General features: G+C 71.8%; 18 protein-coding genes and 3 pseudogenes. 12 read left to right on the top strand and 9 right to left on the bottom strand.

The features are described from left to right. Positions 1-154 precede the first annotated feature (154 nt). The 3 genes from AAG689_RS15120 (at position 155) to AAG689_RS15110 (ending at position 4153) form a co-directional block, all read left to right on the top strand. Positions 155-1816, top strand: coding sequence for a YadA-like family protein (locus AAG689_RS15120; RefSeq protein WP_406622720.1), 1662 nt, complete (start codon positions 155-157; stop codon positions 1814-1816). 131 nt (positions 1817-1947) lie between these two features. Further along, positions 1948-3336: an agmatine/peptidylarginine deiminase gene (locus tag AAG689_RS15115; RefSeq protein WP_406622719.1), complete on the top strand. Its 1389-nt coding sequence runs from the start codon at positions 1948-1950 to the stop codon at positions 3334-3336. 1 nt (position 3337) lies between these two features. Further along, a complete protein-coding gene (locus AAG689_RS15110) occupies positions 3338-4153 on the top strand; it encodes a hypothetical protein (RefSeq protein ID WP_406622718.1) in 816 nt (271 codons plus the stop codon). A 3-nt stretch (positions 4154-4156) separates the two neighbouring features. Here the strand turns inward: AAG689_RS15110 and AAG689_RS15105 are convergent, their stop codons facing one another. The 5 genes and pseudogenes from AAG689_RS15105 to AAG689_RS15085 form a co-directional block, all read right to left on the bottom strand. Beyond that, positions 4157-4759 (bottom strand): VOC family protein, encoded by a 603-nt coding sequence (locus AAG689_RS15105; protein WP_406622717.1) that lies wholly within the window; start codon positions 4757-4759, stop codon positions 4157-4159. Between the two features lie 119 nt (positions 4760-4878). Then, positions 4879-5844 carry a Bug family tripartite tricarboxylate transporter substrate binding protein gene (locus tag AAG689_RS15100; protein WP_406622716.1) on the bottom strand — a complete coding sequence of 322 codons (966 nt, stop codon included), beginning with the start codon at positions 5842-5844 and terminating at the stop codon, positions 4879-4881. A gap of 125 nt (positions 5845-5969) precedes the next feature. Next, positions 5970-6955, bottom strand: a pseudogene (locus AAG689_RS15095) (MDR family oxidoreductase). A 135-nt stretch (positions 6956-7090) separates the two neighbouring features. Further along, a pseudogene (locus tag AAG689_RS15090) lies at positions 7091-8152 on the bottom strand (acyl-CoA dehydrogenase family protein); the annotation flags it as partial. Further along, positions 8149-9354, bottom strand: coding sequence for a CaiB/BaiF CoA transferase family protein (locus AAG689_RS15085; RefSeq protein ID WP_406622715.1), 1206 nt, complete (start codon positions 9352-9354; stop codon positions 8149-8151). The gene AAG689_RS15085 and the pseudogene AAG689_RS15090, both read right to left, overlap by 4 nt. Before the next feature lie 103 nt (positions 9355-9457). On the opposite strand from AAG689_RS15085, the gene gcvA reads away from it, so the two are divergent. The 5 genes and pseudogenes from gcvA (at position 9458) to AAG689_RS15060 (ending at position 15108) form a co-directional block, all read left to right on the top strand. Continuing rightward, positions 9458-10351 carry a transcriptional regulator GcvA gene (gene gcvA / locus AAG689_RS15080; protein ID WP_406622714.1) on the top strand — a complete coding sequence of 298 codons (894 nt, stop codon included), beginning with the start codon at positions 9458-9460 and terminating at the stop codon, positions 10349-10351. A 54-nt stretch (positions 10352-10405) separates the two neighbouring features. Further along, on the top strand, positions 10406-11818 hold the full coding sequence (locus AAG689_RS15075) for a TolC family protein (protein ID WP_406622713.1): 1413 nt from the start codon (positions 10406-10408) through the stop codon (positions 11816-11818). Then, the gene (locus AAG689_RS15070) at positions 11815-12819 is read left to right on the top strand and encodes an HlyD family secretion protein (RefSeq protein WP_406622712.1); all 1005 of its coding nucleotides are present in this window, start codon (positions 11815-11817) and stop codon (positions 12817-12819) included. The genes AAG689_RS15075 and AAG689_RS15070 overlap by 4 nt, the downstream gene beginning before the upstream one ends. Continuing rightward, positions 12819-13979, top strand: a pseudogene (locus tag AAG689_RS15065) (ABC transporter permease); the annotation flags it as partial. The gene AAG689_RS15070 and the pseudogene AAG689_RS15065, both read left to right, overlap by 1 nt. Before the next feature lie 10 nt (positions 13980-13989). After that, a complete protein-coding gene (locus AAG689_RS15060) occupies positions 13990-15108 on the top strand; it encodes an ABC transporter permease (RefSeq protein WP_406622711.1) in 1119 nt (372 codons plus the stop codon). A gap of 585 nt (positions 15109-15693) precedes the next feature. Here the strand turns inward: AAG689_RS15060 and AAG689_RS15055 are convergent. The 4 genes from AAG689_RS15055 to hemC are packed head-to-tail and all read right to left on the bottom strand — an operon-like array spanning position 15694 to position 19803. Next, positions 15694-16980 carry a heme biosynthesis protein HemY gene (locus tag AAG689_RS15055; RefSeq protein ID WP_406622710.1) on the bottom strand — a complete coding sequence of 429 codons (1287 nt, stop codon included), beginning with the start codon at positions 16978-16980 and terminating at the stop codon, positions 15694-15696. A gap of 9 nt (positions 16981-16989) precedes the next feature. Next, positions 16990-18063, bottom strand: coding sequence for a uroporphyrinogen-III C-methyltransferase (locus AAG689_RS15050; protein ID WP_406622709.1), 1074 nt, complete (start codon positions 18061-18063; stop codon positions 16990-16992). Next, positions 18053-18865 (bottom strand): uroporphyrinogen-III synthase, encoded by an 813-nt coding sequence (locus AAG689_RS15045; protein WP_406622708.1) that lies wholly within the window; start codon positions 18863-18865, stop codon positions 18053-18055. The genes AAG689_RS15050 and AAG689_RS15045 overlap by 11 nt, the downstream gene beginning before the upstream one ends. Beyond that, positions 18862-19803 carry a hydroxymethylbilane synthase gene (hemC, locus tag AAG689_RS15040; protein WP_406622707.1) on the bottom strand — a complete coding sequence of 314 codons (942 nt, stop codon included), beginning with the start codon at positions 19801-19803 and terminating at the stop codon, positions 18862-18864. The genes AAG689_RS15045 and hemC overlap by 4 nt, the downstream gene beginning before the upstream one ends. An 83-nt stretch (positions 19804-19886) precedes the next feature. On the opposite strand from hemC, the gene ppc reads away from it, so the two are divergent. Genes ppc through AAG689_RS15020 form a run of 4 tightly spaced genes read left to right on the top strand, consistent with a single transcriptional unit; the run spans position 19887 to position 23941 of the window. Further along, on the top strand, positions 19887-22733 hold the full coding sequence (ppc, locus tag AAG689_RS15035) for a phosphoenolpyruvate carboxylase (protein WP_406622706.1): 2847 nt from the start codon (positions 19887-19889) through the stop codon (positions 22731-22733). Positions 22734-22788: 55 nt separating this feature from the next. Continuing rightward, positions 22789-23409 carry a hypothetical protein gene (locus tag AAG689_RS15030; RefSeq protein ID WP_406622705.1) on the top strand — a complete coding sequence of 207 codons (621 nt, stop codon included), beginning with the start codon at positions 22789-22791 and terminating at the stop codon, positions 23407-23409. Beyond that, complete coding sequence (locus AAG689_RS15025; RefSeq protein ID WP_406622704.1) at positions 23406-23837, top strand: FlgO family outer membrane protein; 432 nt, start codon at positions 23406-23408, stop codon at positions 23835-23837. Before AAG689_RS15030 ends, AAG689_RS15025 begins: the two co-directional genes overlap by 4 nt. Further along, positions 23765-23941, top strand: coding sequence for a FlgO family outer membrane protein (locus AAG689_RS15020; RefSeq protein WP_406622703.1), 177 nt, complete (start codon positions 23765-23767; stop codon positions 23939-23941). Before AAG689_RS15025 ends, AAG689_RS15020 begins: the two co-directional genes overlap by 73 nt.

Below are 23941 nucleotides of genomic sequence, written 5' to 3'. Positions count from 1 at the left end.
TGAACTGCGGGCTTTTTCGCGTCTGGTGCCCAGGCCGGTGCCTCATGCGCAGCGCGTCGTTTTTTGCAAAGCCTGCGTCGCTTGGCGCCAAGACGCCGAGGGGCCGCTTGCGAAAAATCGCCCTCTTCATCATCAGGACGAGGGACACATTTCCATGTTCAAACACCAACGCATCGCCTGGGCCGCGGCCGCGCTGGCGGCGTCGCCGGCCGCAGTCTGGGCGCAGGACGCGCCTTGCATCATCAACGGCGTGCCGGTACCCGTGGTTTCCACCCACCAGGGCGTCCAGGTGGGCACCGCCAACACCACCTGCCACAACGGCACGCTGGGCGCCGGGCGGGGCAACTATTCGGGCGAGCGCGGCAGCGTGGCCGTGGGCCTGGATAACGAGGTGCAGGGCGAGTACGGGTTCGCGGCGGGCAACCGCAATGTTGCCAATGGCGTGCAGGGCATGGCCCTGGGCACCTTGAACGAGGCCCACGGCATCGCCAGCACCGCCGTCGGCAACCGCAGCGTGGCCAACGGCGACTACAGCACCGCGCTGGGCCGGGGCAACCACTCGGACGGCGAGGCCAGCACCGCCGTGGGCACCGACAACCGGGCCGAAGGCGCCCACGGCACCGCCCTGGGCTGGACCAACGTTGCCAGCGGTGACGCCAGCACCGCCGTGGGCCGCAGCAACACCGCCAGCGCCACCAACGCCACGGCCCTGGGCCGCAGCAACGAGGCCAGCGCCGTGCGCAGCCTGGCCGCCGGCACCAACAACCACGCGACGGCCCAGCAGGCCACGGCCGTGGGCGACAGCAACCGCGCCACCGCGCAAAGCGCCGCCGCCTTCGGCATCGGCAACACCGCTGGCAGCGCCAACGCCACCGCGCTGGGCACCAACAACCAGGCCACGGCCGCGCGCAGCACCGCCATCGGCTACGACAGCCGGGCCACGGCGCAGGACAGCGTGGCCATCGGCAGCGGGGCGCGCAATGACCGGGCCGCCACCGTGTCGGTGGGCGCCGCGGGCCAGGAGCGGCAGATCGTCCATCTGGGCGCCGCCACGCAGATGAGCGACGCCGTGAACCTGAGCCAGGTGCATGCTCTGAGCCTGGCCCTGGGCGGCGGCGCCGGCTACACGGGCGGCACGCTGACGGCGCCCACTTACACCATCCAGGGTGCGGCCTACACCAACGTGGGCGCGGCCTTCGATGCGGTGGACGAGCGTCTGACGGCGCTGGGCAATGGCGGCGGCGGCGGTGGTGGCGTGCAGGGGCCGCCCGGCCCTCCGGGGCCTCCCGGACCGCAAGGACCGCAGGGCCCTCAAGGGGTGCCTGGCAACGGCGGCGGCAATGGCGGCAGCGGCATCGACGCCGCCCAGGCGCAGGCCATTGCGGACGCAGGCGATGCGACCACGCTGGCCAGCGCCCAGCACTACACCGACCAGCGCATCACCAGCATCAATGCGGCGACCACCGACTACGTGCAGGGCGCGGCGGACGGCGCCCGCGACCAGGCCAATGCCTATACCGACCAGCAGGTGGACGGCCTGCGCCAGGAGCTGGGCGGGCGCATCGACCGCCTGGACAAGAAGGTGGAAGGCGTGGGCGCGATGGCGATGGCCGCGTCCAGCCTGCTGTTCAACCCCACAGGCGGCGACAGGCAGGTGGCCCTGGCGGTGGGCGCCTACAAGGGCTCGCAGGCGATGGCGCTGGGCATGTTCGCGCGTGCGCCGGTGCTGGGCAAGTCGGCGGTGATCAACGTGAAGTTCTCGGCCGCGCGGCGCGCGGGTGCGGGCGCTTCCGCGGGGGCGAACTGGTCATGGTGAAGCCCGCTGCCCGTCGGTGAGCGGGTTTTTGGGAACGCAGGGGCATCGCCACTCCTGCTTTGATAGCTTCCAGCGCTTGCCTGGTGGGTGTTGGAGGCTTTTTTTATCTTTATTTTTTGAAGGAGACTCCCATGTCCCGATTTCCCGTTTTGCGACGCCGCAGCCTGCTGCTGGGCGCCGCGGCGTCCGCCGCATTGGCGGCCTGTGGTGGTGGCAGCGATGGCCCCGGCGAAGGCGCCCCCGTCTGGCGCATGCCCGCCGAGACCGAGCCGCAGCGGGCCGTGATGCTGGCCAGCATGGACTTCGACTACAAGCACGGCTGGTCCACGCTGGAGGTGCAGGCCACGATGATCGCCGCGCTGGCGCAGACCACGCCGGTGGTCTACCTCGTCAACGGCGACGCGGACCGCGAGCGCATGCGCCAGGCGCTGATGGCGCAGAGCATGGCAGCCGAGGACATCGCCGAGCGCGTGGAGTTCAAGGTGGTGGACCACGCCGAACTGTGGATACGCGACTACGGCGGCGTCTTCCTGACCGACGGGTGCGGCCACCTGCGCGTGGTGGATTTCGACTTCGACGGCTATGGCTACAACGCCTTCAGCGGCCCCTACACGAACGACGCCTACAACCACGACAACGACCTGGCCGTGCGCGTGGCGCAGGCGTTCGGCGCCGAAAGCCTGCGCTCGCCCCTGGTGTGCGAAGGCGGCAACCTGCACTTCAACGGCCGGGGCACGGTGATCGCCGTGCTGGGCGACGGCACCGAGGGCGTGGGCCTGCTGGGCCGCAACCAAGGCTGGACGGCGGCGCAGATCGAAGCGGAGTTGAAGCGCGTGTTCGGCGTGACCAAGGTGATCTTCCTGAAGCGCAACATGCCCACCGACGCGCACACGGTGATGCAGACGCCCTACGAAATGCCCGGCGGCGAATGGGCCTACAACGTGGGCGTGACGCACATCGACGAGATGGTGGCCTGGGTGGACGAGCGCACGCTGCTGCTGCCCGAGGTGACGGATGCCGAACTGGCCGCCGCCGTGGTGGCAGGCGACACGGTGACACAGATCGCCCACGACGTACTGCAAGAGGCGTATGCGATCCTGAGCGCGGCGACGGACCAGGACGGGCGGCCCTTGCGCCTGGTGCGCGTGCCGGAGCCCGGCCCCATCGTCATCCAGCTCACGCCCGACGACGAGGCGTGGTGGATGATCGAAGACATGAACCAGCACCCCACGCACCGCCTGAAGGGCGCGGAGCGTTTCGCCAACCAGGAGCCGGTGAACTACCTGCTGCCCGCGAGCTACATGAACTACGTGGTGGCCGACGGCGTGGTGCTGGTGCCGCGCTTCTACCGGCCGGGCCGTGACGCGGGACTGATCGAGAAGGACGCGGCATTCGCCAAGATCATCCAGGCGCAGTATCCGGGCCGGCGTGTGGTGCAGATCGGCGTGGATGCGGTGCTGGCCGGCGGCGGGGGCATGCACTGCATCACGCAGCAGATCCCGCGCGCTTCGTTGGTGTGACGTGACGGGTCGCAGCCAGCACGCGCTGTTCCAGCGCTTTCCCATCGACGGCAGTGTCGCCGTGGATGGGCGCATGTTGCCCACGCCCTACCACGTGTACGACGGCACGCTGCTGATGCTGGGTGGCACGGCCTGCGCGGGCGCCGCCGCGGCCTTGCTGGGCGAGGGCTGGGCGCCGCTGCGGGACACGCAGGGCCGCGCGCTGATGGCGCTGTGGGTGGGCGATTTCACCGATGCCAGCCTGGGGCCGCACCGCGAGCTGCAGCTGTCGCTGTTCGCCAGCGCCCGGCCGCTGCCTCCGGTGGAAGCCCACCCATTCGCCATCCACCGTGCGCTGCTCGCGCAGCCCGAGGTGCGCATGGCCTGCGTGGCGCTGTGGAACGACATGCCGCAGGTGGCGCGCTACAACGCGGAGCACCTGGGACTGAATGCCTGCGCGGCGGAGAGCCGTGTGCGGCAGGACGATGGGTGCTGGTCGTTCCGTTTCGAAGAGCCTGGCGGCGCGCTGGCGGCCGAAGGGGTAGTGCAGGGCGCGGGTCGGCCATCCTTGGCGGCGCTTTGGCGCCTGTTGCGACACATCGGCCTGCGCGGCGCGGGGCGCCTGTTGAACTCGCCCTTCCTGGGCGTGCCGGTGGCAATGCCTGGCAGCCAACGCGTGGCCTGGACCTGGACGCACAGCGACCGGCAGGCGGTGCGGTTGCTGGAGGATGCGAGCCGCGTGGCGATCCGCCATCCGCGCTATGCGACGCTGGATTTCCAGCCCGCGTACGTGCAGCAGATGGCGGGGCTGCGCTTCGTCTATCTGCGGCCCCAATAGGTTTCAGTTTTCTTTCACGAACTCCGGCCGGTCGTTCTGCTGCGGCTTGAGTGGCGCGGCCTGCTTGCCCTCGGCGCGCTCGCGGCGCCACTGTTCCTTGCGCGCCGTCCATTCGGCCAGGCGGGCGTGGGCCACGGTGCTGTCCTTGGCCATCTGCGCCGCGTCGGCCAGTTGCGCCGACAGTTCCAGCCGGATGCCGTTGGGGTCGAAGAAATAGATGCTCTTGAAGATGTGGTGGTCGGTCACTCCCAGCACCTCGACGCCATGGGCTTCCAGGCGCTTCTTGGTGTTCTCCAGCTCCTGCACCGTGTTCACGCGGAAGGCGATGTGGTTCACCCACAGCGGCGTGTTGGGCGAGGGCTCGGGCTTCACGTCGTCGCCCAGGTCGAAGAAGGCGATGAACGAGCCGTCCTGCAGGCGGAAGAAGAAGTGCGTGTAGGGGCAGTACTCGCCCGTGCTGGGCACGTAGTCGCTCTGGATGATGTGGTAGAGCGGCAGGCCCAGGATGTCCTCGTAGAAGTGGCGCGTTTCCTCGGCGTCGCGGGCTTTGTAGGCGTAGTGGTGCAGTTGCTGGATGGCGGCGGGCGGGGGCAGGTCGGTGTGCATGGCTGTCTCCTTGGGGGGAATGGGGGAATTTTACTATTCATAATCGATTGTGCTAATCGAAATTTCAAGCCCCAAGGAAAACGGCCCGTTGCCGGGCCGTGGGAAGGGAGCGCAGGCGGTCAGTCCACCTTGATGTTCTCGGCCTTGATGATCTCGGCCCAGCGTGTGGATTCGCGGCGCACGCGGTCCTCGAACTCGGCCGGGCTGCTGTTGACGATCTGGAAGCCGTCGCCCTCCATCTTGGTCTTAACGGCCGGGTCGGCCAGGGTCTTGCGCAGCGCGGTCTGCACGTGGTCGAAGACGGGCGCGGGCACGCCCTTGGGCACCATCATGCCGATCCAGGACTGGGCCACGTAGCCCGGCACAGCCGAGCCGATGGTGGGCACGTCGGGCAGCTGGGGCAGTCGCTCGGGGCTGCCGATGGCGACCACGTTGGCCTGGCCGGTCTTGGCGTACTGGATCACGGTGGGCAGGCTGCCGATGATCATGTCCACCTCGCCGCCGAGCATCGCGGTGATCATCGGGCCGCCGCCGCGGTAGGGCACGTGCGTGAGCTTGACGCCCGCCTGCCGCGCGAAGGCCACGGGCTGCAGGTGGTTGGAGCCGCCCACACCGGAGGAGCCGTAGTTGATCTTGCCGGGCTCGGCCTTGGCGGCGTCGATCACGGCCTGCAGCGAGGTGAGGCCCGATTTCTTGGAGGTGACCAGCGCCATCGGCATGGTGCCGATCAGGCTCACGTAGTCGAAGGACTTGAAGGTGTCGTACTTGATGTCGTAGAGGCTGGCGTTGACCGCGTGCGAGTCGAACACCAGCAGCAGCGTGTAGCCGTCGGGCGCGGCGCGCGCGGCCTCGTAGGTGCCGATGGTGCCCGAGGCGCCGCCCTTGTTGTCCACGATGACGTTCTGGCCCATGTACTCCGAGAACTTCTGCGAGATGGTGCGCGCCACGTAGTCCACCGAGCCGCCGGGCGGGAAGGGCACGATGAGCCGCACGGGCTTGGTGGGATAGCCCTGCGCCTGGGCGCCGAGGGCGATGCCGGCGATGGCGCAGGCGAGCAGCGAGCGGGTGAAGGTCTTTCGTTGCATGGTTGTCGTCTCCTGGTGTTATGAAAAAGTGAGCTGGTCGCGCTTGTTGGCAAAGGGTTTTCTGGGGTTCCCATGTGGAAACCCTTGTGTGGTAAGCGCAGGCAGCTATGGTTTCTGCGCGGTGGTCAGCGGTTCACGTCCACCACCACGCGCCCGCGCACGCGGCCCGCGAGCAGGTCGGGCGCGAGGGCCAGCGCGTCGGCCAGGCCGACCACGCGGGTGTTGCGTTCGATCACCTCGGGCGGCAGCTCGGCGGCCAGGCGCTGCCACGCGGCGCGGCGGCGCGCCAAAGGGGCGTAGACGCTGTCCACCCCCGCCAGCGTCACGCCGCGCAGGATGAAGGGCGCCACGGTGGCGGGCAGGTCCATGCCCTGGGCCAGCCCGCAGGCGGCCACCACGCCGCCGTAGCGCGTGCTGGCGAGCACGTTGGCCAGCGTGTGGCTGCCCACGGCGTCGATGGCGGCGGCCCAGTTCTCCTTCTGCAGCGGTTTGCCGGGGCCGGAGAGCGCGGCGCGGTCCACGATGCCGCTCGCGCCCAGCGCGCGCAGGTGCTGCGCCTCCTCGGGCCGGCCGGTGGAGGCCGTCACCGTGTAGCCCAGCCGCGAAAGCAGCGCGATGGCGATGCTGCCCACGCCGCCGTTGGCGCCCGTGACCAGCACCGGCCCCGCATCGGGCTGCACGCCGTGGCGCTCCAGCGCCATCACGCAGAGCATGGCGGTGTAGCCCGCCGTGCCGATGGACATGGCCTGCTGCACCGTCATGCCCGCGGGCAGCGGCACCAGCCAGTCGGCGCGCGTGGTGGCGTAGCCGGCCAGGCCCCCCAGCGCGTCTCGCCCGTGCCCCAGCCGTTGAGCACCACCGCGTCGCCGGGCGCGAAGCGCGCATCGCCGCTGCGCTCCACCGTGCCCGCGAAGTCGATGCCGGGCACCATGGGGAAGCTGCGCACCACGGGCGATTGGCCGGTGATGGCGAGCGCGTCCTTGTAGTTGAGCGTGGAGTGGCTCACGCGTACCAGCACTTCGCCTTCGGGCAGGTCGCCGATGGCGAGCTGGCGCAGCTCGGCGTGGGTGGCGCCGCCTTCGGCGCGGGTTAGATACAGGGCAGGGAACATGGCGCTTGCGTTGGTGGGAGAAGTGGCGGGGAACGCGGTAGGGCCGTCGCGCCAGTCGCGCGCATAGCGGCGCACCAGCGAGGCGCCCAGGCGCTCACGCATGACCTCGTTGGAGCCGTCGGCCAGGCACAGCGCCTTGGCCGCGAGCAGCCGGCGCGTGAGGCCCTGGCCCTCGGCCATGCCGCGCGCGCCCAGCGCCTGCACGCACTGCGCTATGGCGGCCAGGCACTCGTTGCCCGCGTAGAGCTTGGCGGTAGCGGCGGCTTCCACGGCCGCGTCGCCCTGTGCCTCGATGAGCGCTGCGGCGCGCTGGGTGAGCAGTTGCAGCACGTCGTGCGTGACCGACACATCCACCAGCGACCAGCGCAGCCCCTGCTGGTTGAACACCGGCTGGCCCGCCACCATGCGCGACGCGCTATAGGCCGTGGCCTGCGCCAGCGCGCTGTGCAGCAGGCCGCAGGCCATGGCGGCGATGTGCACGCGCGCCTTGTTCACGCCCGCCATCGCCTGCTTGAAGCCCTGGCCGGGCGGGTAGAGCACGTCGCTGTCGGGCACGAAGCTGTCCGTGAGTTCGAAGCCGCCGATGCCGGCGAGCGTGAGGCCATCCAAAGGCTGATCCGCCACGCGGCGGCACTCGGGCGTGTCCAGCCGCACGATGAAGCAGGCGATGCCCGCGGGCCCGAGCTGCGCGTCGGTCTGCGCGAAGACCAGCGCCACCTCGGCCCCCACGGCGTTGCCGATCCACTGCTTGCCGCCCGTGAGCCGCCAGCCGCCTTCCACGCGGCGCGCGGCCATGCCGATGGCGGTGAAGTCGCTGCCCGCGCCGTCTTCCGACATGGCGGTGCAGCCGATCAGATCGCCGCGCAGCATGGCGGGCACGTAGCGCTCGCGCGCCTCGGCGCTGCCGCTCTCGGCGATGCGCAGGATGGCGTTGTGGTGATTGATGAAGGCGAAGGCGAACGCGAAATCCACGCGCGCCAGCGCCTCGGCTGCCGCCGCGCGCACGGGGTAGGGCAGGCCGTGGCCGCCCAGGGCCTTCGGGATCTCGATGCCCGCCAGGCCCCGCGCGCAGGCCGCGCGGATGGCCCGGCCGGCCCACTGCGGTGTGGCCGCAATGGGTGCGACCTCAGCCTGTGCGAAGGCGCGCAGCGCGGCCAGAAGGGGCGCAGCTTCGGGGGGATGCGTGTCGGGGTTCATGCCGTGGCCTCCTGTGCGGGCAGCGCGATGGCGCCTTGCCCGGCCAGCGCGGCGATCCGTTCGGGCGAATAGCCCGCCACGCGCTGCAGCACGTCGGCGGTGTCGGCGGCGAAGGCGGGCGGGTAATGGAGCACCGGCGTGCCGCCGTACTTGAAGGGGTTGCCCAGCATCTCCACCGTCTCGCCCGTATCCGGGCGGGGCACGGGCTCGACCATGCGGCGCGCCTGGGTGAGGGGGTGGCGCAGTGCTTCGTCCACGCTGTTCACCAGCGAGGCGGGGACGCGCGCGGCGGCGAACAGCGCCAGCCATTCGGCCGAGGGACGCGTGGCGACCAGCGCGCCCAGCTCGGCGGTGAGCTCGTCGATGTGGGCGATGCGCGCGGCGCCGTCGCGAAAGCGCGCGTCGTCGGCCAGCGCCGGGCGGCCCAGCGTTTCGCAGAGCTTGCGCCAGAACGCCTCGCCCGTGGGCGCGAGGGCGATCCACTTGCCGTCGGCCGCCAGGTAGGTGTCGCTGGGCGCGATCATCGCGTGGCGCGCACCCGTGGCGCGCGGCACCGGGCCGCCGCAGAGCCGGCCCTGGGCCTGCCAGGTGAGCATGGCGATCTGTGCGTCGTAGAGCGAGATCTGCACCTGCTCGCCGCGCCCCGTGGTCAGCGCCTTGACCAGCGCCGCCACCGTCGCCAGCGCCAGGTACAGCCCGCCCGCAAGGTCGGCCACCTGGTAGCCCACGCGCACGGGCTTGCCGCCCTCCTCGCCGGTGATGCTCATCACGCCGGAGAGGGCCTGCAGCATCAGGTCGAACGCGGGCGCGTCGGCCCACTCGCCCTCGTCGTGCAGGCCGATGATCTGCGCCACGACGATGCGCGGGTTCACCGCGCTCAAAGTGTCGAAATCCAGCCCCAGCCGCTTGGGCACCGAGGGCGCGAAGCCGTAGATCACCGCGTCGGCCGTGCGCACCAGGTCGTACAGCGCCTGCCGGCCGCCGGGCGACTTCAGATCCAGCGCGATGCTGCGCTTGCCCCGGTTGACGGACAGGAAGAAGGGCGAGTCCTGCGTGTCCGAGACGGGCGGCACGCGGCGTGCGAGGTCGCCGTCCAGCGCCTCCACCTTGATGACCTCGGCGCCGAGCTGCGCGAGGAGCTGGCCCGCGAAGGGGCCGCCGAGCACCCAGCTCAGGTCCAGGATGCGTTTGCCTGAAAGCATGGCGTTGTTGTCTCCTTGATTGAATCAGGCTCACATTCCATCAGGGGTGGGCAAGACAATCAAACGATATAAACTGCCCGGTCTTGTCAATAAAATTCACATCATGGCCCTGCACCGCCTGCCGCCGCTCGGCTCCATCCGCGCCTTCGAGGCCGCCGGGCGGCTGCTGAGTTTTTCCAGGGCGGCCGATGAGCTGGCCGTGACGCACGGCGCCGTGAGCCACCAGATCAAGGCGCTGGAGGGCTGGCTGGGCGTGCCGCTGTTCCTGCGCCGGGGCAAGTCGGTGGCGCTGACCGACCAGGGGCGCCTCTACCTCGACTCGATCAGCCCGGCGCTCGCGGCCATCGCCTCGGCGTCGCGGCGCATCAGCGTGCACGAGGTGCTGCGCGTGAACGCGCTGCCCACGTTCACCATGCGCTGGCTGTTCCCGCGCCTGGCGCAGTTCCGCGCGTTGCACCCGCACATCGAGGTGCAGATCTCCACCGGGCTGGAGCCCATGAGCCGCCTGCCCGCCAACATCGACGTGGTCATCCGCCGCGAGCCGCACGAGGTCACGGGCCTGCACAAGGTGCGCGTGCTGTCGGAGACGGCGTTCCCCGTGTGCTCGCCCGCGCTGCTGGAGCGCGTGCCGCTCGCGCGCATCGCCGACCTGGCGCGCCACACCATCCTGCACTGCCCCGCGCGGCGTACCGCGTGGGACGACTGGCTCGCCATCGCCCACCACAGCCGCGTGGTGCCCGCGCAGTCGCTGGAGCTGGAGCACCTGTACTTCTGCCTGCAGGCGGCCATCGACGGCATCGGCGTGGCGATGGGCTATTCGCCGCTGGTCGCGCCCGACCTCGCTTCCGGCCAGCTCGTCGCGCCCTTTGGCGACATGGTGCTGAACACGCCCGGCTACTTCGTCATCACGCGCGCCGAGCGCCAGCACGATCCGGTGGTCAAGACCTTCTGCGACTGGCTGCTGGAGCAGGGCGCGGCCTTCGACAAGGGAGCCTGACATCCGGCTTGGGCACAATGCCCAGGCGTATCTCTTTCTTTGGGGTGTGACGAAGTGAATCCGAACGCATCGTGGCTGCTGGCGCTCGCGCTGGCCGCCGGCGCGGCGCCCGCGCTGGCCGAGGGCGGCAGCCCGCTCAGCTTCGCGCAGGCGCAGCAGCTCCTGCTGTCGGGCTCCGACCAGCTCGCGGCTTCCGCCAAGGCGGTGGAGAGCGCGCGCCTGCGCCGCGAGGGCATGCAGGGGCTGGGCGGCCCGTCCGTCGCGGTGACCGGCATGGGCTACCGCTATTCGGCGAGCGCCGACATCAGCCTGGACCCGGCCCGCCATGCGCTCGACGGGGTGCTGGGCCACCTGCCGCCGGAGCTGGGCGCCGCCGCCCCGCAACTGCCCCAGCTGCCCTCCAGCATCGACCTGCAGCGCAAGGCCAACCGCGCATCGGCCAGCGTGTCGCTGCTGTGGCCGCTGTACATCGGCGGCCTGGGCGACGCGGTGCGCGGCGAGCTGGACGCCATGGCCGACGAGGCCGTGGCCGATGCCGCGGCGAGCGCGCACGGCCTGCAGTCGCTGCTGGTGCAGCGCTATTTCGGGGCGCAGCTGGCCGAGCGTGCGGCGCGGCTGCGCGAACGCGCGCTGGCGGGCGTGCGCGAGCACGACGCCGCCGCGCAGCGCATGCTGCGCACGGGCGTGATCTCGCAGCTCGAACGCCTGCAGGCCCAGGCCGCGCTGGCCGACGCCGAGCAGCAGGCGCGCAGGGCGCGGGGCGATGCGGACCTGGCGGCCACGGCGCTCGCGCGCACGCTCAAGGCCGCCGCGCGCGTGCAGCCCACCAGCCCGCTGTTCGTCGCCAGCCAGCCGCTACCGCCACTGCAGGGCTTCATCGACGCGGCCCACCGGCACCACCCGGGCCTGGACAAGGTGCAGGCCAAGCGCCGCCAGGCTGGCGCACTGCACGAGGCTCAGGAGGCGCTGCGCCGCCCGCAGGTGCTGGGCTTCGGCATGCGCGAGGTCAACACCGGCGGCAAGCCCAACTGGGTGGCCGGCGTGGCCGTGCGCTGGACGCTGTGGGACAGCATCGACCGCGACGCGCTGGCCGCGTCCTCGCAGCGCAAGATCGAGCAGGCCGAGCTGACGCGCGAGCAGGCCCTGTCCGACATCGCCCTGCTGGTCGAAAAGAACTGGCTGGTCGTGGACCAGGCCCGCACGCAGTACTTCGCACAGCAGGCGCAGGAGAACCTGGCGCGCGAGCTGCTGCGCCTGCGCACGGCCAGCCTGCGCGAAGGCACCGGCACCGCGCTGGAGCTGATCGACGCCGAACTCAACCTGACGAAAGTGCAGACCGAGCGCGCGCAGACCGCCCACCAGTACGTGCAGGCCCTGGCCGCGCTGCTGGAGAGCACGGGCCAGAGCGACGAGTTCGACCGCTACCGCGCCCAGGCCGACATCCAGATCGCATCCGACGCACCATGACCACCACATCCCCTGCACCCCCCGCTCCTCGACCCTCCCGCTTTCCCTGGGCGCTGCTGATCGCCGGTCTGGCCGTGCTGGCCTTCGTGGCCTGGGGCTTCTGGCGCGCGTCGCAGCCGCCCCAGCCCTATTTCCAGGGCCAGATGGAGGCGCGCGAGTCCGACATCGCGCCCAAGGTCACGGCGCGCATCGCCAAGGTGCTGGTCAAGGAGGGGCAGCAGATCCAGCCCGGCGACCTGCTCATCGAGATGGACAGCCCCGAGGTGCAGGCCAAGCTGGCCCAGGCCGAGGCCGCGCGTGCGGCGGCCCAGGCCGTGGCCGACAAGGCGGGCAACGGCGCGCGGCCCGAGGAGGTGCGCATGGCCCGCCTCAACTGGCAGCGCGCGCAGGCAGCGGCGGACCTGGCCAAAACCTCCTACGACCGCGTGCAGAGCCTGTTCACCCAGGGCCTCGTCGCCGCGCAGAAGCGCGACGAAGCGCACACCAATTGGCGCGCCTCCGCCGCGCAGGCCGAGGCGGCGCGCGCTCAGTACGAGATGGCCGCGAGCGGCGCGCGCACCGAGGACAAGGCGGCAGCCGCCGCCCAGGTGCGCCAGGTGGACGGCGTGATCGCCGAGGTCGAGGCCGCGCGCGCCGAAACCCAGCTGCGCAGCCCCGTGGGTGGCGAGGTGGCCAACGTGCTCGCCAAGGCGGGCGAGCTATCGCCCCAGGGCGTGGCCGTGGTCACCGTGGTCGACCTGCAGGATCAGTGGGTGGTGCTGAACGTGCGCGAGGACCAGCTCCAGCGCTTTGCTGTGGGCACCCAATTCACCGGCCGCCTGCCCGCGCTGGACCGCACGGCGGAGTTCAGCGTCTACTACCTCGGCGTGCTGCCCGACTTCGCCACCTGGCGCACCACGCGCGGCAGCCAGGGGTTCGACGCGCGCACGTTCGAGGTGCGCGCGCGGCCCGCCACGCCCATCGAAGGCGCGCGCCCCGGCATGAGCGTGGTGGTGGAGTGATGCTATTCGCCAGCCTGCGGCGCGAATGGCGGCTGCTGCGCGCCCGCCCGTGGGACTGGGCCATGGTGAGCTGGGTGCCGCTGCTGGCCATGGCGCTGCTGTGCTGGATCTTCGCTGCGGGCCAGCCCTACCGCCTGCCCATCGCCGTGTGGAACGAAGACCCCTCGGCCCTCTCGCGCCAGCTGGTGCGCATGCTGCAGGCCACGCCCGGCCTGGAGGTGCGCCAGCACGTGCTGAACCGCCTGGAGGCCACCGACGTGCTGCAGCGCATGGACGTGTACGGCGTGGTGCACATCCCGCCCCACCTGGAGCGCGACGTGAAGCGTGGCGCGGGCGGTGCCGTCACACTGCTGCACAACGCGCAGCTCGCCACCCATTCCAGCCTGCTGCAGCGCGACGTGCGGCAGGTGGTGGGCACGTTGTCGGCCGGCATCGAGATGCAGGCGCGCGCCAGGCGCGGCGAGCCCGCGCAGGCGCTGCGCACGCGCATCGAGCCGGTCAGGACGCAACTCGTGGCGCTGTTCAACGTCTCCACCAACTACGAGCAGTTCCTGGCCGCCGCGCTGGTGCCGGCGCTGGTGCACATCCTGGCCATGACGGCCGGTGCCTGGTCGGTGGGGCGCGAGCTGCGCGACCGCACGCTCGGCGACTGGCTGGGTACGCAGGCGCGCCTGCCCCAGGTGCTCGCGGCCCTGCTGGGCAAGCTACTGGTGCCTGCCGCACTGCTGTGGGCCAGCGCGCTCGCATGCCTGCTGTACCTGTCGCAACTGCGTGGCTGGGCCGTGGCGGGCAGCATGGGCTGGATCGCCGTGGGACTGGCGGCGCTGGTGGCCGTGAGCCTCGCGGCGGGCGCCGCGCTGGCGGGCATCACGCTGTCGCTGCGCACGGCGCTGTCGGGCGCGGGGCTGCTGTCGGCGCCCGCGTTCGCGTTCAGCGGCGTGGGCTTTCCGCTGCTGGCGATGGGCGGCGGGGCCCGCGCCTGGGCGCTGTCCATGCCCTACACGCACTACGCGCGGCTGCAGATCGAGCAGTGGCAGATGGGCGCGCCCGTGGCGCAGTCGCTGCCCGTGGTGTGCGGCCTGCTGCTGGCCGCGCTGGTGCTGCTGGCGCTGGCCGCGGCCGGCCTGTCGCGCGGGCTGCGCAGGCCCGAGGCCTGGGGGGCCGCTGAGCATGGGCTTCCTCGCCTTGTGGACCGACAGCCTGCGCGCCCTGCTGCGCGACAAGGGCGTGGCGCTGCTGGTGTTCGGCGCGCCCGTGCTCTACGGTTTCTTCTACCCCTGGTTCTACGGCAACGAGGTGGTGCAGCGCGTGCCGGTGGCCGTGGTGGTGCAGGACGCCTCGGGCCTGGCGCGGCAGATGCTGCGCTTCGCCCAGGCCAGCCCGCGCATCGACCCGCAGATCGTCACCGGCGACGAGGGCATCGCGCAGCAGGCCCTGCTGCGCGGCGAGGTCATGGGCTACGCGCTGATCCCGCGCGGCCTCAAGCGCGACGTGGTGCGCGGTGCCGGCGTGGTGGTGCCGGTCTACGCCAACGGCGCCTATCCGCTGGCGAGCAAACAGGTGCAGTACGGCTTTGCCGAGGCGTTCGGCACTGTGTCCGCCGGCGTGGAGCTGCGGCGCCTGCAGGCCGGCGGCCAGAGCGCGCTGCAGGCCGCGGCCAGCCGCTCGCCCGTGAATGCACAGGCGGTGGCGCTGTTCAATCCCACCGAGGGCTACGGCGCCTTCGTCGTCGCAGCCGTGGCGGTGCTGATCCTGCAGCAGACGCTGCTCATGGGCGGCGCGCTGTTCACGGGCACGCTGCGCGAGCAGGGGTTGGCCCATGCGGGCGCCCGCGTGTGGCTGGCGCGGCTGCTGGCGCTGTGCGTGCCGGGGTGGCTCGCGGGGGTGTTCTATTTCGGGTGGATCTTTCTCTGGCAGGACTATCCGCACGGGGGCAATCCGGCGGGGGCGCTGGCGCTGCTGGCGGTCTTCGTGCCGGCGGTGGCGGGGTGTGCGTGCCTGCTGGGCTGGTGGCTGGCGGACCGGGAGCGGGCGCTGCAGGTGGTGCTGTTCACGTCGATTCCGCTGGCTTTTCTGGGGGGCTTCACCTGGCCGGTGGAGGCGCTGCCCGAACCGCTGCAGTGGGTGCGCTGGCTTTCGCCCAGTACGGCGGGGATTCAGGCTTCTTTGCGGCTTAACCAGGTAGGGGCGCCGGTGGCGGTTGTGGGGCCTTATCTGGGGTGGCTGGGGGGAATGGCTGTGGGGAGTTGGGGGGCTTTGCTGTGGTTGGGGGACAGGCGGGTTTCATAAGGAAATTGACCTGTAGCGCTTATCTGGCGAGCGTGGGCAGCTCTCTTTTTTGATGTGGCTAGCCGGGACTCGCCCCGGCGGGCGAGTTCCTTTCTTGCTGCGCGGCAAGAAAGGAACCAAAGAAACGCGCCCTGCTGTCTGCGACCCCTTCGCTGCGCTGCGGGGCAACCTGTGTCGCAACGCTTGCGGGGTGCGCCGCAGAACTCACTGCGCGCCTGCGGCGCTCCGTTCAAACAACTGCGGCGAGTCAGATCACGAAGCATGGGCGCTTCGACGCCCATGCCCACCCCGCAAGCATTGCGCCCCAGGCGCATACAGAGGGGAGGGGACGAGCCGGGCCATCGCTGCGCTCGGCCACCAACGCGCAGGCGCTGCGCGCCTCGAAGGCCAGGCCGAGTGCAGCGGAGGGACACGGGCAGCAGGGTCGCCCTTTCTTTGGTGACTTTCTTTCGGCGAGACGAAAGAAAGTGACTGCGCCGCCGGGCGCACATCCCGGCCAGCGACATGAAACCAACCCAAGAAGACTCAAAAAGAATAGCTGCCTGCGCTTGCCAGATAAGCGCTAGAGGCCATTCGACCCAGAAATCAAGAGTGCTGCAACGCCGCCCGCTTCCACGCCTGCGCGGCAGCCTCCCCGTCGCCGCGCTGCTCCGCCAACTCCGCCATGTGGCGCCAGGCACTTGCGCGCAACCCTGGGTCGGTCAGATGCTGTGCGGACTGGTTGAACAGATGCTGGGCCTTGCCCCACAGCTCGCGCCGCAGGCAGGCCATGGCGGCCAGGTATTGCAGCCGCGCGTCGCGCGGGTTGGCCTGGCAGGCCGCCTCGATGGCTGCGAGCCAGCGGCCGTCCACGTCGCCCAGGCTGGCTTCGAGCGCGCGCACCAGCTTGAGGGCCAGCGCGTCCGGCAGCGCGGGCTGCGCCGTGCCGGCCAGGCGGTCCCAGGCGGGCATGAGCCAGGTGCGCACCTGCGGGCCGTCGCCGCCCAGCTGCGCCAGGCGCTGCGCGGCGTGCACCGCCACTTCGGGCATGGCGCGCTCGGCGCTCTCCAGGCTGTCCTGCCAGATGCGCTGCAGCTGCGCCGGGTCGTGCGCGCTGTTGATCAGTTCCTGCGCCAGGCCGCGCACGATGCTTTCGGCCGCTGCGGGCGAGAAGGCATGGTGCTTGGCCAGCAGGCGCGCAGTTTCCAGCGCGTCGCCGGTGCGGTGCGCCAGGCGTGAGGCCTTGAGCTTGGCGCGCAGCGCCAGCGTGCGGCGCGCGGCACCCATGGGCAGGGCGGCCAGGCGCTCCAGCGCGGCGGCGGTGTCGCGCTCGTCCAGCGACCAGCGCGCGGCGCGCAGCTGCGCGCCTTCGCGCAGCTCCAGCTCGGTGGCAGGGGCGTCGGCGGGGATGCTGGCCAGGGCCTGCTCCAGGTGCGCCTCGCGCGTGGCGCGGTCCTGCAGCGCGTGGGAGCTTTCGGCGGCCACCAGCAGGGCCAGCGTGCGCAGCTGGCTGCCGTGGGGCACGGGCTCGCGGGCTTCGGCCAGGGCTTCTTCCTGGGAAATGGAGGCCAGCGCCGACTTGCGCGCGCGCAGGAAGCGGCCGGCCAGCAACTGCGACAGCGCGTCCAGCAGCGCGGCGTGCATGGCGCGCTCCTTCTGCACCAGGCGCCAGCGGCGGGCCTGGCGCGGCAGCTCCTGCAGCACTGCCAGCGCGCGCAGCGCCGCATAGAGCACGGTGAAGCCGCCGAACAGCAGCAGCAGCACCATGTTGAGCGACAGGTCGATGCGGTAGGGCGGCCAGAACAGGGTGACCGTGCCCTGGTTGTTGCCCGCGAAGAGCGCCACGGCGACGGCCACGCCGAACAGGGCCAGGAACCAGAGTGCTGCGCGCATAGGAGTGGGCTACCGGCCTGCCGCGGCCGTGGCCAGGGCGGCAAAGGTGTCGTCGAGCTGGGGCATCTCGGCGGTCTTCATATGGACCTGCAACTGCTGGAGCGCGTCGGCGGCGCTTTGCGTGCGGCGCGAGGCCGGGTCGAAATACTTGGCCAGCGCGCCGCTGGCGGAGGCCAGGTCGGCGCGGGCGGAGTCCATGCGTCGCGCCAGCACGGCCAGGCGCGCGTTGAGCAGCTTGAGCTTGAGGTTCTCGCGCAGGAAGAAGGCCTGGTCGGGCGCGAGCAGCACGGCGTCGGGCTGATCGATGCGGCTCACGCGCACCAGGCCGCGCGCCTCGTCGGCCACCGCGTCCCAGGCGTTGCGCAGGGCGGCCTGCCAGCGCGGCACATCGGCGGCGCCGGGCGCGGGGGGCGTCTGCGCGGCGGCGGCCTTGCGCCGCATGGCGGGGGCCTGGGCCACGGCGTTGAGCAGGGGCAGCTCGTCCACCTGGCGCACGAGTTCGTCCAGGCGGCCCAGCAGGCCGGCGGTGTCGGTGACGGCGGCGCGTTCCAGGCGCTCCAGGTCGTGGCTGATGGCGCGCTGCAGTGGCGCCAGCCGGGGCTGGGCGGCGCGGTCGATGCGCTGGCCCGCGCTCTTGAGCGCGGCCACCAGCGGCTGCAGGCTGCCGGTGAGCTGCGACTGCTGCTGGGCCAGGCGCAGGCCGGCCTCCACGTCCACCACCAGGTTTTCGTCGCGCGTGCGCGACAGGCTTTGCATGAGTTCTTCGAGCTGGCCGCGCTGCAGCGCCACCTCGCCCACGCGGGCTTCGGTGACGGCCAGGCGGGCCGAGGTCTCGCGCGCCAGGTCCTGCGCCTCGCGCGCCATGGTGCGTGCCTCGATGGCCTGCGCGCCCGAGTCGGCCGTCTGCCGTGCGAGCTGCTCCTGGATGCTCGACAGGCGCTGCCACAGCAGCAGCGAGCCCGCCAGGCCCGCGGCGGCGACGATGCCTAGCAGGGTCAGCGCGATGCGTCCACCGCCGCCGGCGGGTGCCGGTGCGGGGGGAGGCGTCTCGGGGGGCGCGGGCAACGCGGTCTCAGTGCTCATAGACAAGGGATTTTATCGACGCGGCCACGTCCGGCAGGGCAGGTCGACATTCGTTGACGATGCCGAATCCCGCCGCGCGGGCCGCCTGCGCGATGCGCGGGTGCGTGGCCAGTGCGCGGGCGCTGCCCCAGGGCTGGGCGGGCAGGGCGGCCTTCAGATGGGACACCGCTTCGGAGCTGGAGAGCAGCCACACGGAACCGTCCTGCGCGGCCCGTGCCGCCAGCGCCTGCTGGCCCGCGTCCAGCCGGGGAGCGCTGCGCTCGTAGGCGGCCACGAAGTCCACCGCGCCGCCGGCCTCGGCGATGCGCGCGGCCAGCCAGTCGCGGCCGTTGCCGCCTTCCGCGGCGGGGCTGCTCGTGCCGCGCACGATGAGCACGCGGTCGCCCGGGCCGATCTGCGGGGCCACGACCTGCCACAGCGCTTCGGAGTCGAACTGCGGGGCATGAGGCGCCGGGCCGTCGATGGCCTCCAGGGGCAGGCCGGCCTGGCGCAGTGCGGCCACGGTGCCGGGGCCGGGGGCCCATGCTCTGGTTTTGGTAGCTGCTTGCGCTTGTTCAGCAAGCGCCAGGGACTGATTTGGTTCGAAGAAGTGCAGCGCCGCGTTGCCGCTGACGAACATCACCGCACGGTAGCGCGTCCAGGCGGAGCGGGCCTCATGCAGCGCCTGGCGCAGCGCGGGGGCCGCGACCGGGCCGATGGCGATGAGCGGCAGCGCCTGCGCCGCGATGCCGTGCGCGCGCAGGTCCTCCACCCACTGCGCGGCTTCGCGCGCGGGGCGGGTGACGATGGCGTGGGGGGTCATGCCTTGCGGGCGCCGCCCGCCTGCAACCGCGCGGCCACGGCCAGGCCCAGCGCGTCGGCCTCGGCCAGCGTGGTGACGCGGGCGCTGTCCTCGGCGCGCACGAGCGGCGCGGGTGGGGCCTGCGGATCGTCCAGGTCGCCCCAGGCCGCCTGCAGGTGCAGCGTGTCGCCTTGCCACGTGCCGTGCGCGGCCAGGGGCATGGAGCAGCTGCCGCCCATGGCGCGGCTGACGGCGCGCTCGGCCGTCACCGTGAGCCAGGTGGCCTGGTGCGCGAGCGGGGCCAGCGCGGCGGCCAGGTCGGCCCGGCTGCTGCGGATCTCGATGCCTAAGGCGCCCTGGCCGGCGGCGGGCAGCATCTGGGAGGGCTCGAAGACGGCGCGGATGCGGTCCGCCAGGCCCAGGCGCTTGAGGCCGGCCGCGGCGAGCACGATGGCGTCGTACTGTCCTTCGTCGAGCTTGCGCAGGCGCGTGTTCACGTTGCCGCGCAGCGGCTCGATGCGCAGGTCGGGCCGCAGCGCACGCAGCAGCACCTGGCGGCGCAGGCTGGAGGTGCCGACCACCGCGCCCTGCGGCAGTGCATCCAGCGATGCATGGCGCGGCGAGACGAAGGCGTCGCGCGGGTCCTCGCGCTCCATCACGCACGCGAGGGCGAAGCCTTCGGGCAGCTCCATGGGCACGTCCTTGAGCGAGTGCACGGCGATGCCGGCGCGGCCCTCTTCCAGCGCCACTTCCAGCTCCTTCACGAACAGGCCCTTGCCGCCCACCTTGGAGAGCGAGCGATCCAGGATCTGGTCGCCCTTGGTGGTCATGCCCAGCAGCGCCACGTCGTGGCCGCGCGCGCGCAGCAGGGCCTGCACGTGCTCGGCCTGCCACAGGGCGAGCTGGCTTTCGCGCGTGGCGATCACGATGGGGGGCAGGGGGGCGTGGGGAGTGGTCATGGAGAGGCAGTCGTCGGGCCGTTCGGCAGCGCGGGGGATGCTAGCATGCTGCGCCGCAACACACCCTCACCGAGCACGCCGCGATGACCGCTACCGCCCGCAAGACCGATGCCGCCGCCGCTGTCGCCCGCAAGGCCGACAAGGACCTGCCGCTGATCCAGGACATCCGCCTGCTCGGGCGCATCCTCGGCGACGTGATCCGCGAGCAGGAGGGCGTGGCCGCCTACGACCTCGTGGAGCAGGTGCGCAAGCTCTCGGTGGCCTTCCGCCGCGACGCCGACCACGAGGCCGACAAGGCGCTCAAGAAGCTGCTCAAGGGCCTGACGGGCGACCAGACGGTGAGCGTGATCCGCGCGTTCACCTATTTCAGCCACCTGGCCAACCTGGCGGAGGACCGCCACCACATCCGCCGCCGCGCCGTGCACGAGCGCGCGGGCAGCACGCAGGAGGGCAGCATCGAGGTGGCCCTCGCCCGCCTGCGCTGGGCCGGCATCGCTCCGCGCACGGTGGCGCAGACGCTGGCCACGAGCTACGTGGCGCCCGTGCTCACCGCCCACCCGACCGAGGTGCAGCGCAAGAGCATCCTGGACGCCGAGCGCGACATCGCGCAGCTGCTCACCGAACGCGACGCCATCCAGGCGCGCGCCCAGCTCTACAACAGCGCGAAGGACACGCTCACCCCGCGCGAGCTGGCCGCCAACGAGGCGCGGCTGCGCGCACGCGTGGCGCAGCTGTGGCAGACGCGGCTGCTGCGCTATTCCAAGCTCACCGTGGCCGACGAGATCGAGAACGCGCTGTCGTATTACGAATACACCTTCCTGCAGGAGATCCCCAAGATCTATGCCGCGCTGGAGCAGGAACTGGGCGCGCAGCACCCCGTGGCGAGCTTCCTGCGCATGGGCCAGTGGATCGGCGGCGACCGCGACGGCAACCCCAACGTGAGCGCCGACACGCTTTCGCTGGCCTTGCGCCGCCAGGCCGAGGTGGCGCTGCGCCACTACCTCACCGAGGTGCACCACCTGGGGCGCGAGCTGTCGCTCTCCAGCAACCTGGCGCAGGTCTCGCCCGAGATGCAGCAGCTCGCCGAGCGCTCGCCCGACACCAGCGAGCACCGCCGCGACGAGCCCTATCGCCGAGCGCTCACCGGCGTCTACGCGCGCCTGGCCGCCACGCTCCGTGACCTCTCCGGCGGCGAGGCCGCGCGCCACGCCGTGGCGCCGCAGAACGCCTACGCCAGCGCGGCCGAGTTCCTGGCCGACTTGCGCGTGATCGAGGCCTCGCTGCGCTCGCACCGCGGCGCGGCGCTGGTGGGTGAGCGGCTGCGCCCCTTGATGCGCGCGGTGGAGGTGTTCGGCTTCCACCTTGCCACGGTGGACCTGCGCCAGAGCTCCGACCAGCACGAGCGCGTGGTGGCCGAGCTGCTGGCCACGGCGCGCATCGAGGCAGGCTATGCCGCGCTGCCCGAGGAGCAGCGCTGCGCGCTGCTGCAGCGGCTGCTGTGCGACGCGCGGCCGCTGCGCGTGGTGGGCGCGGAATATTCCGAGCACACGCGCGGCGAGATCGCCATCTTCGAGACCGCGCGCGCCGCGCGCGAGCGCTACGGCCACGACGCCATCCGCCACTACATCATCAGCCACACCGAGACGGTGAGCGACCTGCTCGAGGTGCTGCTGCTGCAAAAGGAAGTGGGCCTGATGCGCGGCACGCTCGACGGCGACGCGCGGGCCGGCCTGATCGTGGTGCCGCTCTTCGAGACCATCGAGGACCTGCGCAACGCGGCGCCCATCATGCGCGCGTTCTACGCCATCCCCGGCATCGCGGCGCTGCTCACGCGCAGCGGCGCCGAGCAGGACATCATGCTGGGCTACAGCGACAGCAACAAGGACGGCGGCATCTTCACCAGCAACTGGGAGCTGTACCGCGCCGAGATCGCGCTGGTGGCGCTGTTCGACGAGATGAACGCGGCCAAGGGCCACCAGCAGCCGATCCAGCTGCGCATGTTCCACGGCCGCGGCGGCACCGTGGGCCGCGGCGGCGGCCCGAGCTACCAGGCCATCCTGGCGCAGCCGCCCGGCACCGTGCGCGGGCAGATCCGCCTGACGGAGCAGGGCGAGGTGATCGCCTCGAAATACGCCAACCCCGAGATCGGCCGGCGCAACCTCGAGACCCTGGTGGCCGCCACGCTGGAAGCCACCCTGCTGCAGCCCACCAAGCCCGCTACCAAGGCCTTCCTGGAGGCGGCCGAGCAGCTCTCGCGCGCCAGCATGGCGGCCTATCGCGCGCTGGTCTACGAGACGCCCGGATTCACCGACTACTTCTTCAGCGCCACGCCCATCCGCGAGATCGCGGAGCTGAACATCGGCTCGCGCCCCGCGAGCCGCAAGCCCAGCCAGAAGATCGAGGACCTGCGCGCCATTCCGTGGGGCTTCAGCTGGGGCCAGTGCCGGCTCACGCTGCCGGGCTGGTTCGGCTTCGGCGCGGCGGTGGAATCGTTCCTGAAGGCGCCGGGCCAGGATCCCAAGGTGCAGCTGGCGCTGCTGCAGAAGATGTACCGCCAGTGGCCGTTCTTCCGCACGCTGCTGTCCAACATGGACATGGTGCTGGCCAAGAGCGACCTGGCCCTGGCCTCGCGCTACAGCGAACTGGTGGCCGACGCGCGCCTGCGCAAGAAGGTCTTCGGCGCCATCGAGACCGAGTGGCAGCGCACGGCCGACGCGCTCGCGCGCATCACGGGCGAGCGCCAGCGCCTGGCGGGCAACACGGCGCTGGCGCGCTCCATCCGCCACCGCTTCCCCTACATCGACCCGCTGCACCACCTGCAGGTGGAGCTGGTGCGCCGCTGGCGCGCGGGCCAGGGCGACGAGCGGGTGCAGACTGGCATCCACATCTCGATCAACGGCATTGCGGCGGGATTGCGCAATACAGGCTGACAAAGCCCCGGTTGTTCGGCCGATGGCCGCCGCGCGCCGCCGCTAGCATGCGCGCATGACCTCGAAGAACCGGATTGCGGCCGCGGCGGCGCTCGCGCTGCTGGCCGCGGGCTGTGCCAGCGTGCCGGCGGACGTGCCGCAGGAGGCGCTGCACGCGCCCTCGGCGCAGAAGACCTCGCGCGCGCTGCACCACTGGAACGTGCTGGCCGCCGACGTGGCCGCGCACGTGGCCGGGCGGCTGAGCGACTGGCCGCCAGACAGGCACCCGCTGCACGTGGAAGTGGCGCCGCAGGCGTCGGGGTTCGACCAGGGCTTCCGGGAGCTGCTGGTGACGCAGCTCGTGGAACGCGGCGTGGCCGTGGCTGCCGCGCCCTCGGACGTGCGCCTGCACGTCGCCACGCGGCTCGTGCAGCACCATGCCGATGCGCCGCTGGTGTCGCACGGCGAATGGCTGGCCGACGGCGTGCGCGTGCACCGCGGCGCGGGCGAGGCGCATGACGGCGACGGGCCGCTGCGCTCCGAAGTGCTCGTGGTCACGTCGCTGGAAAGCGAGGGGCGCATCCTGGTGCGCACCTCCGACATGTACACCATCGCGCAGGACGACGCGCCGCTCTACCTGCCGCCCCGTCCCGCGCCCGCGACGGCGCCCCTCAAGACCTGGAGGGTGACGCCATGAACCGGCGCACCATGATGGCCGCGCTGCTGGCGTGCGGCGCGCTCGGCGGCTGCGCGCGCTACTACTACGGCGAGCATGCCGTGCGCGATCCCGCCGACCTGGTGGCGCTCCACCACGGCGCGGCCGATGCGCTGCTCCAGCAGGTGGCGCTCGACCCGGCGCAGCCCGTGCTCGTGGCGACCGTGGTGCAGCTCGACCGGCTGGATGCGTCCTCGCGCCTGGGCCGCCTGGTGTCCGAGCAGGTGGCCGGCCGCCTGGCCCAGCGCGGCCTGCGCGTGACCGAGCTGCGCTTGCGCGAAACGCTGGCGCTGCGGCCCTGCAAGGCGAGCTGCTGCTGTCGCGCGAGGCGCACCAGGTGGCGCAGGCCCAGGCCGCGCAGGCGGTGCTGGTGGGCACCTACGTGGTCGCGCCGCAGGCGGTGTACGTGAGTCTCAGGCTGGTGGGCCCGCAGGGCAATGCGGTGCTGGCGGCGCACGACTATGCGCTGCCCATGGACGGCAACGTGCGCGGCTTGCTCGTGGAGAGCTACTGA

It is taken from the genome of Acidovorax sp. SDU_ACID1 (genome assembly GCF_045291395.1).
Lineage (GTDB): Bacteria > Pseudomonadota > Gammaproteobacteria > Burkholderiales > Burkholderiaceae_C > MR-S7.
The sequence above is the reverse complement of the archived record's forward strand: the minus strand, read 5'-3'. Positions and strand labels throughout refer to the sequence as shown.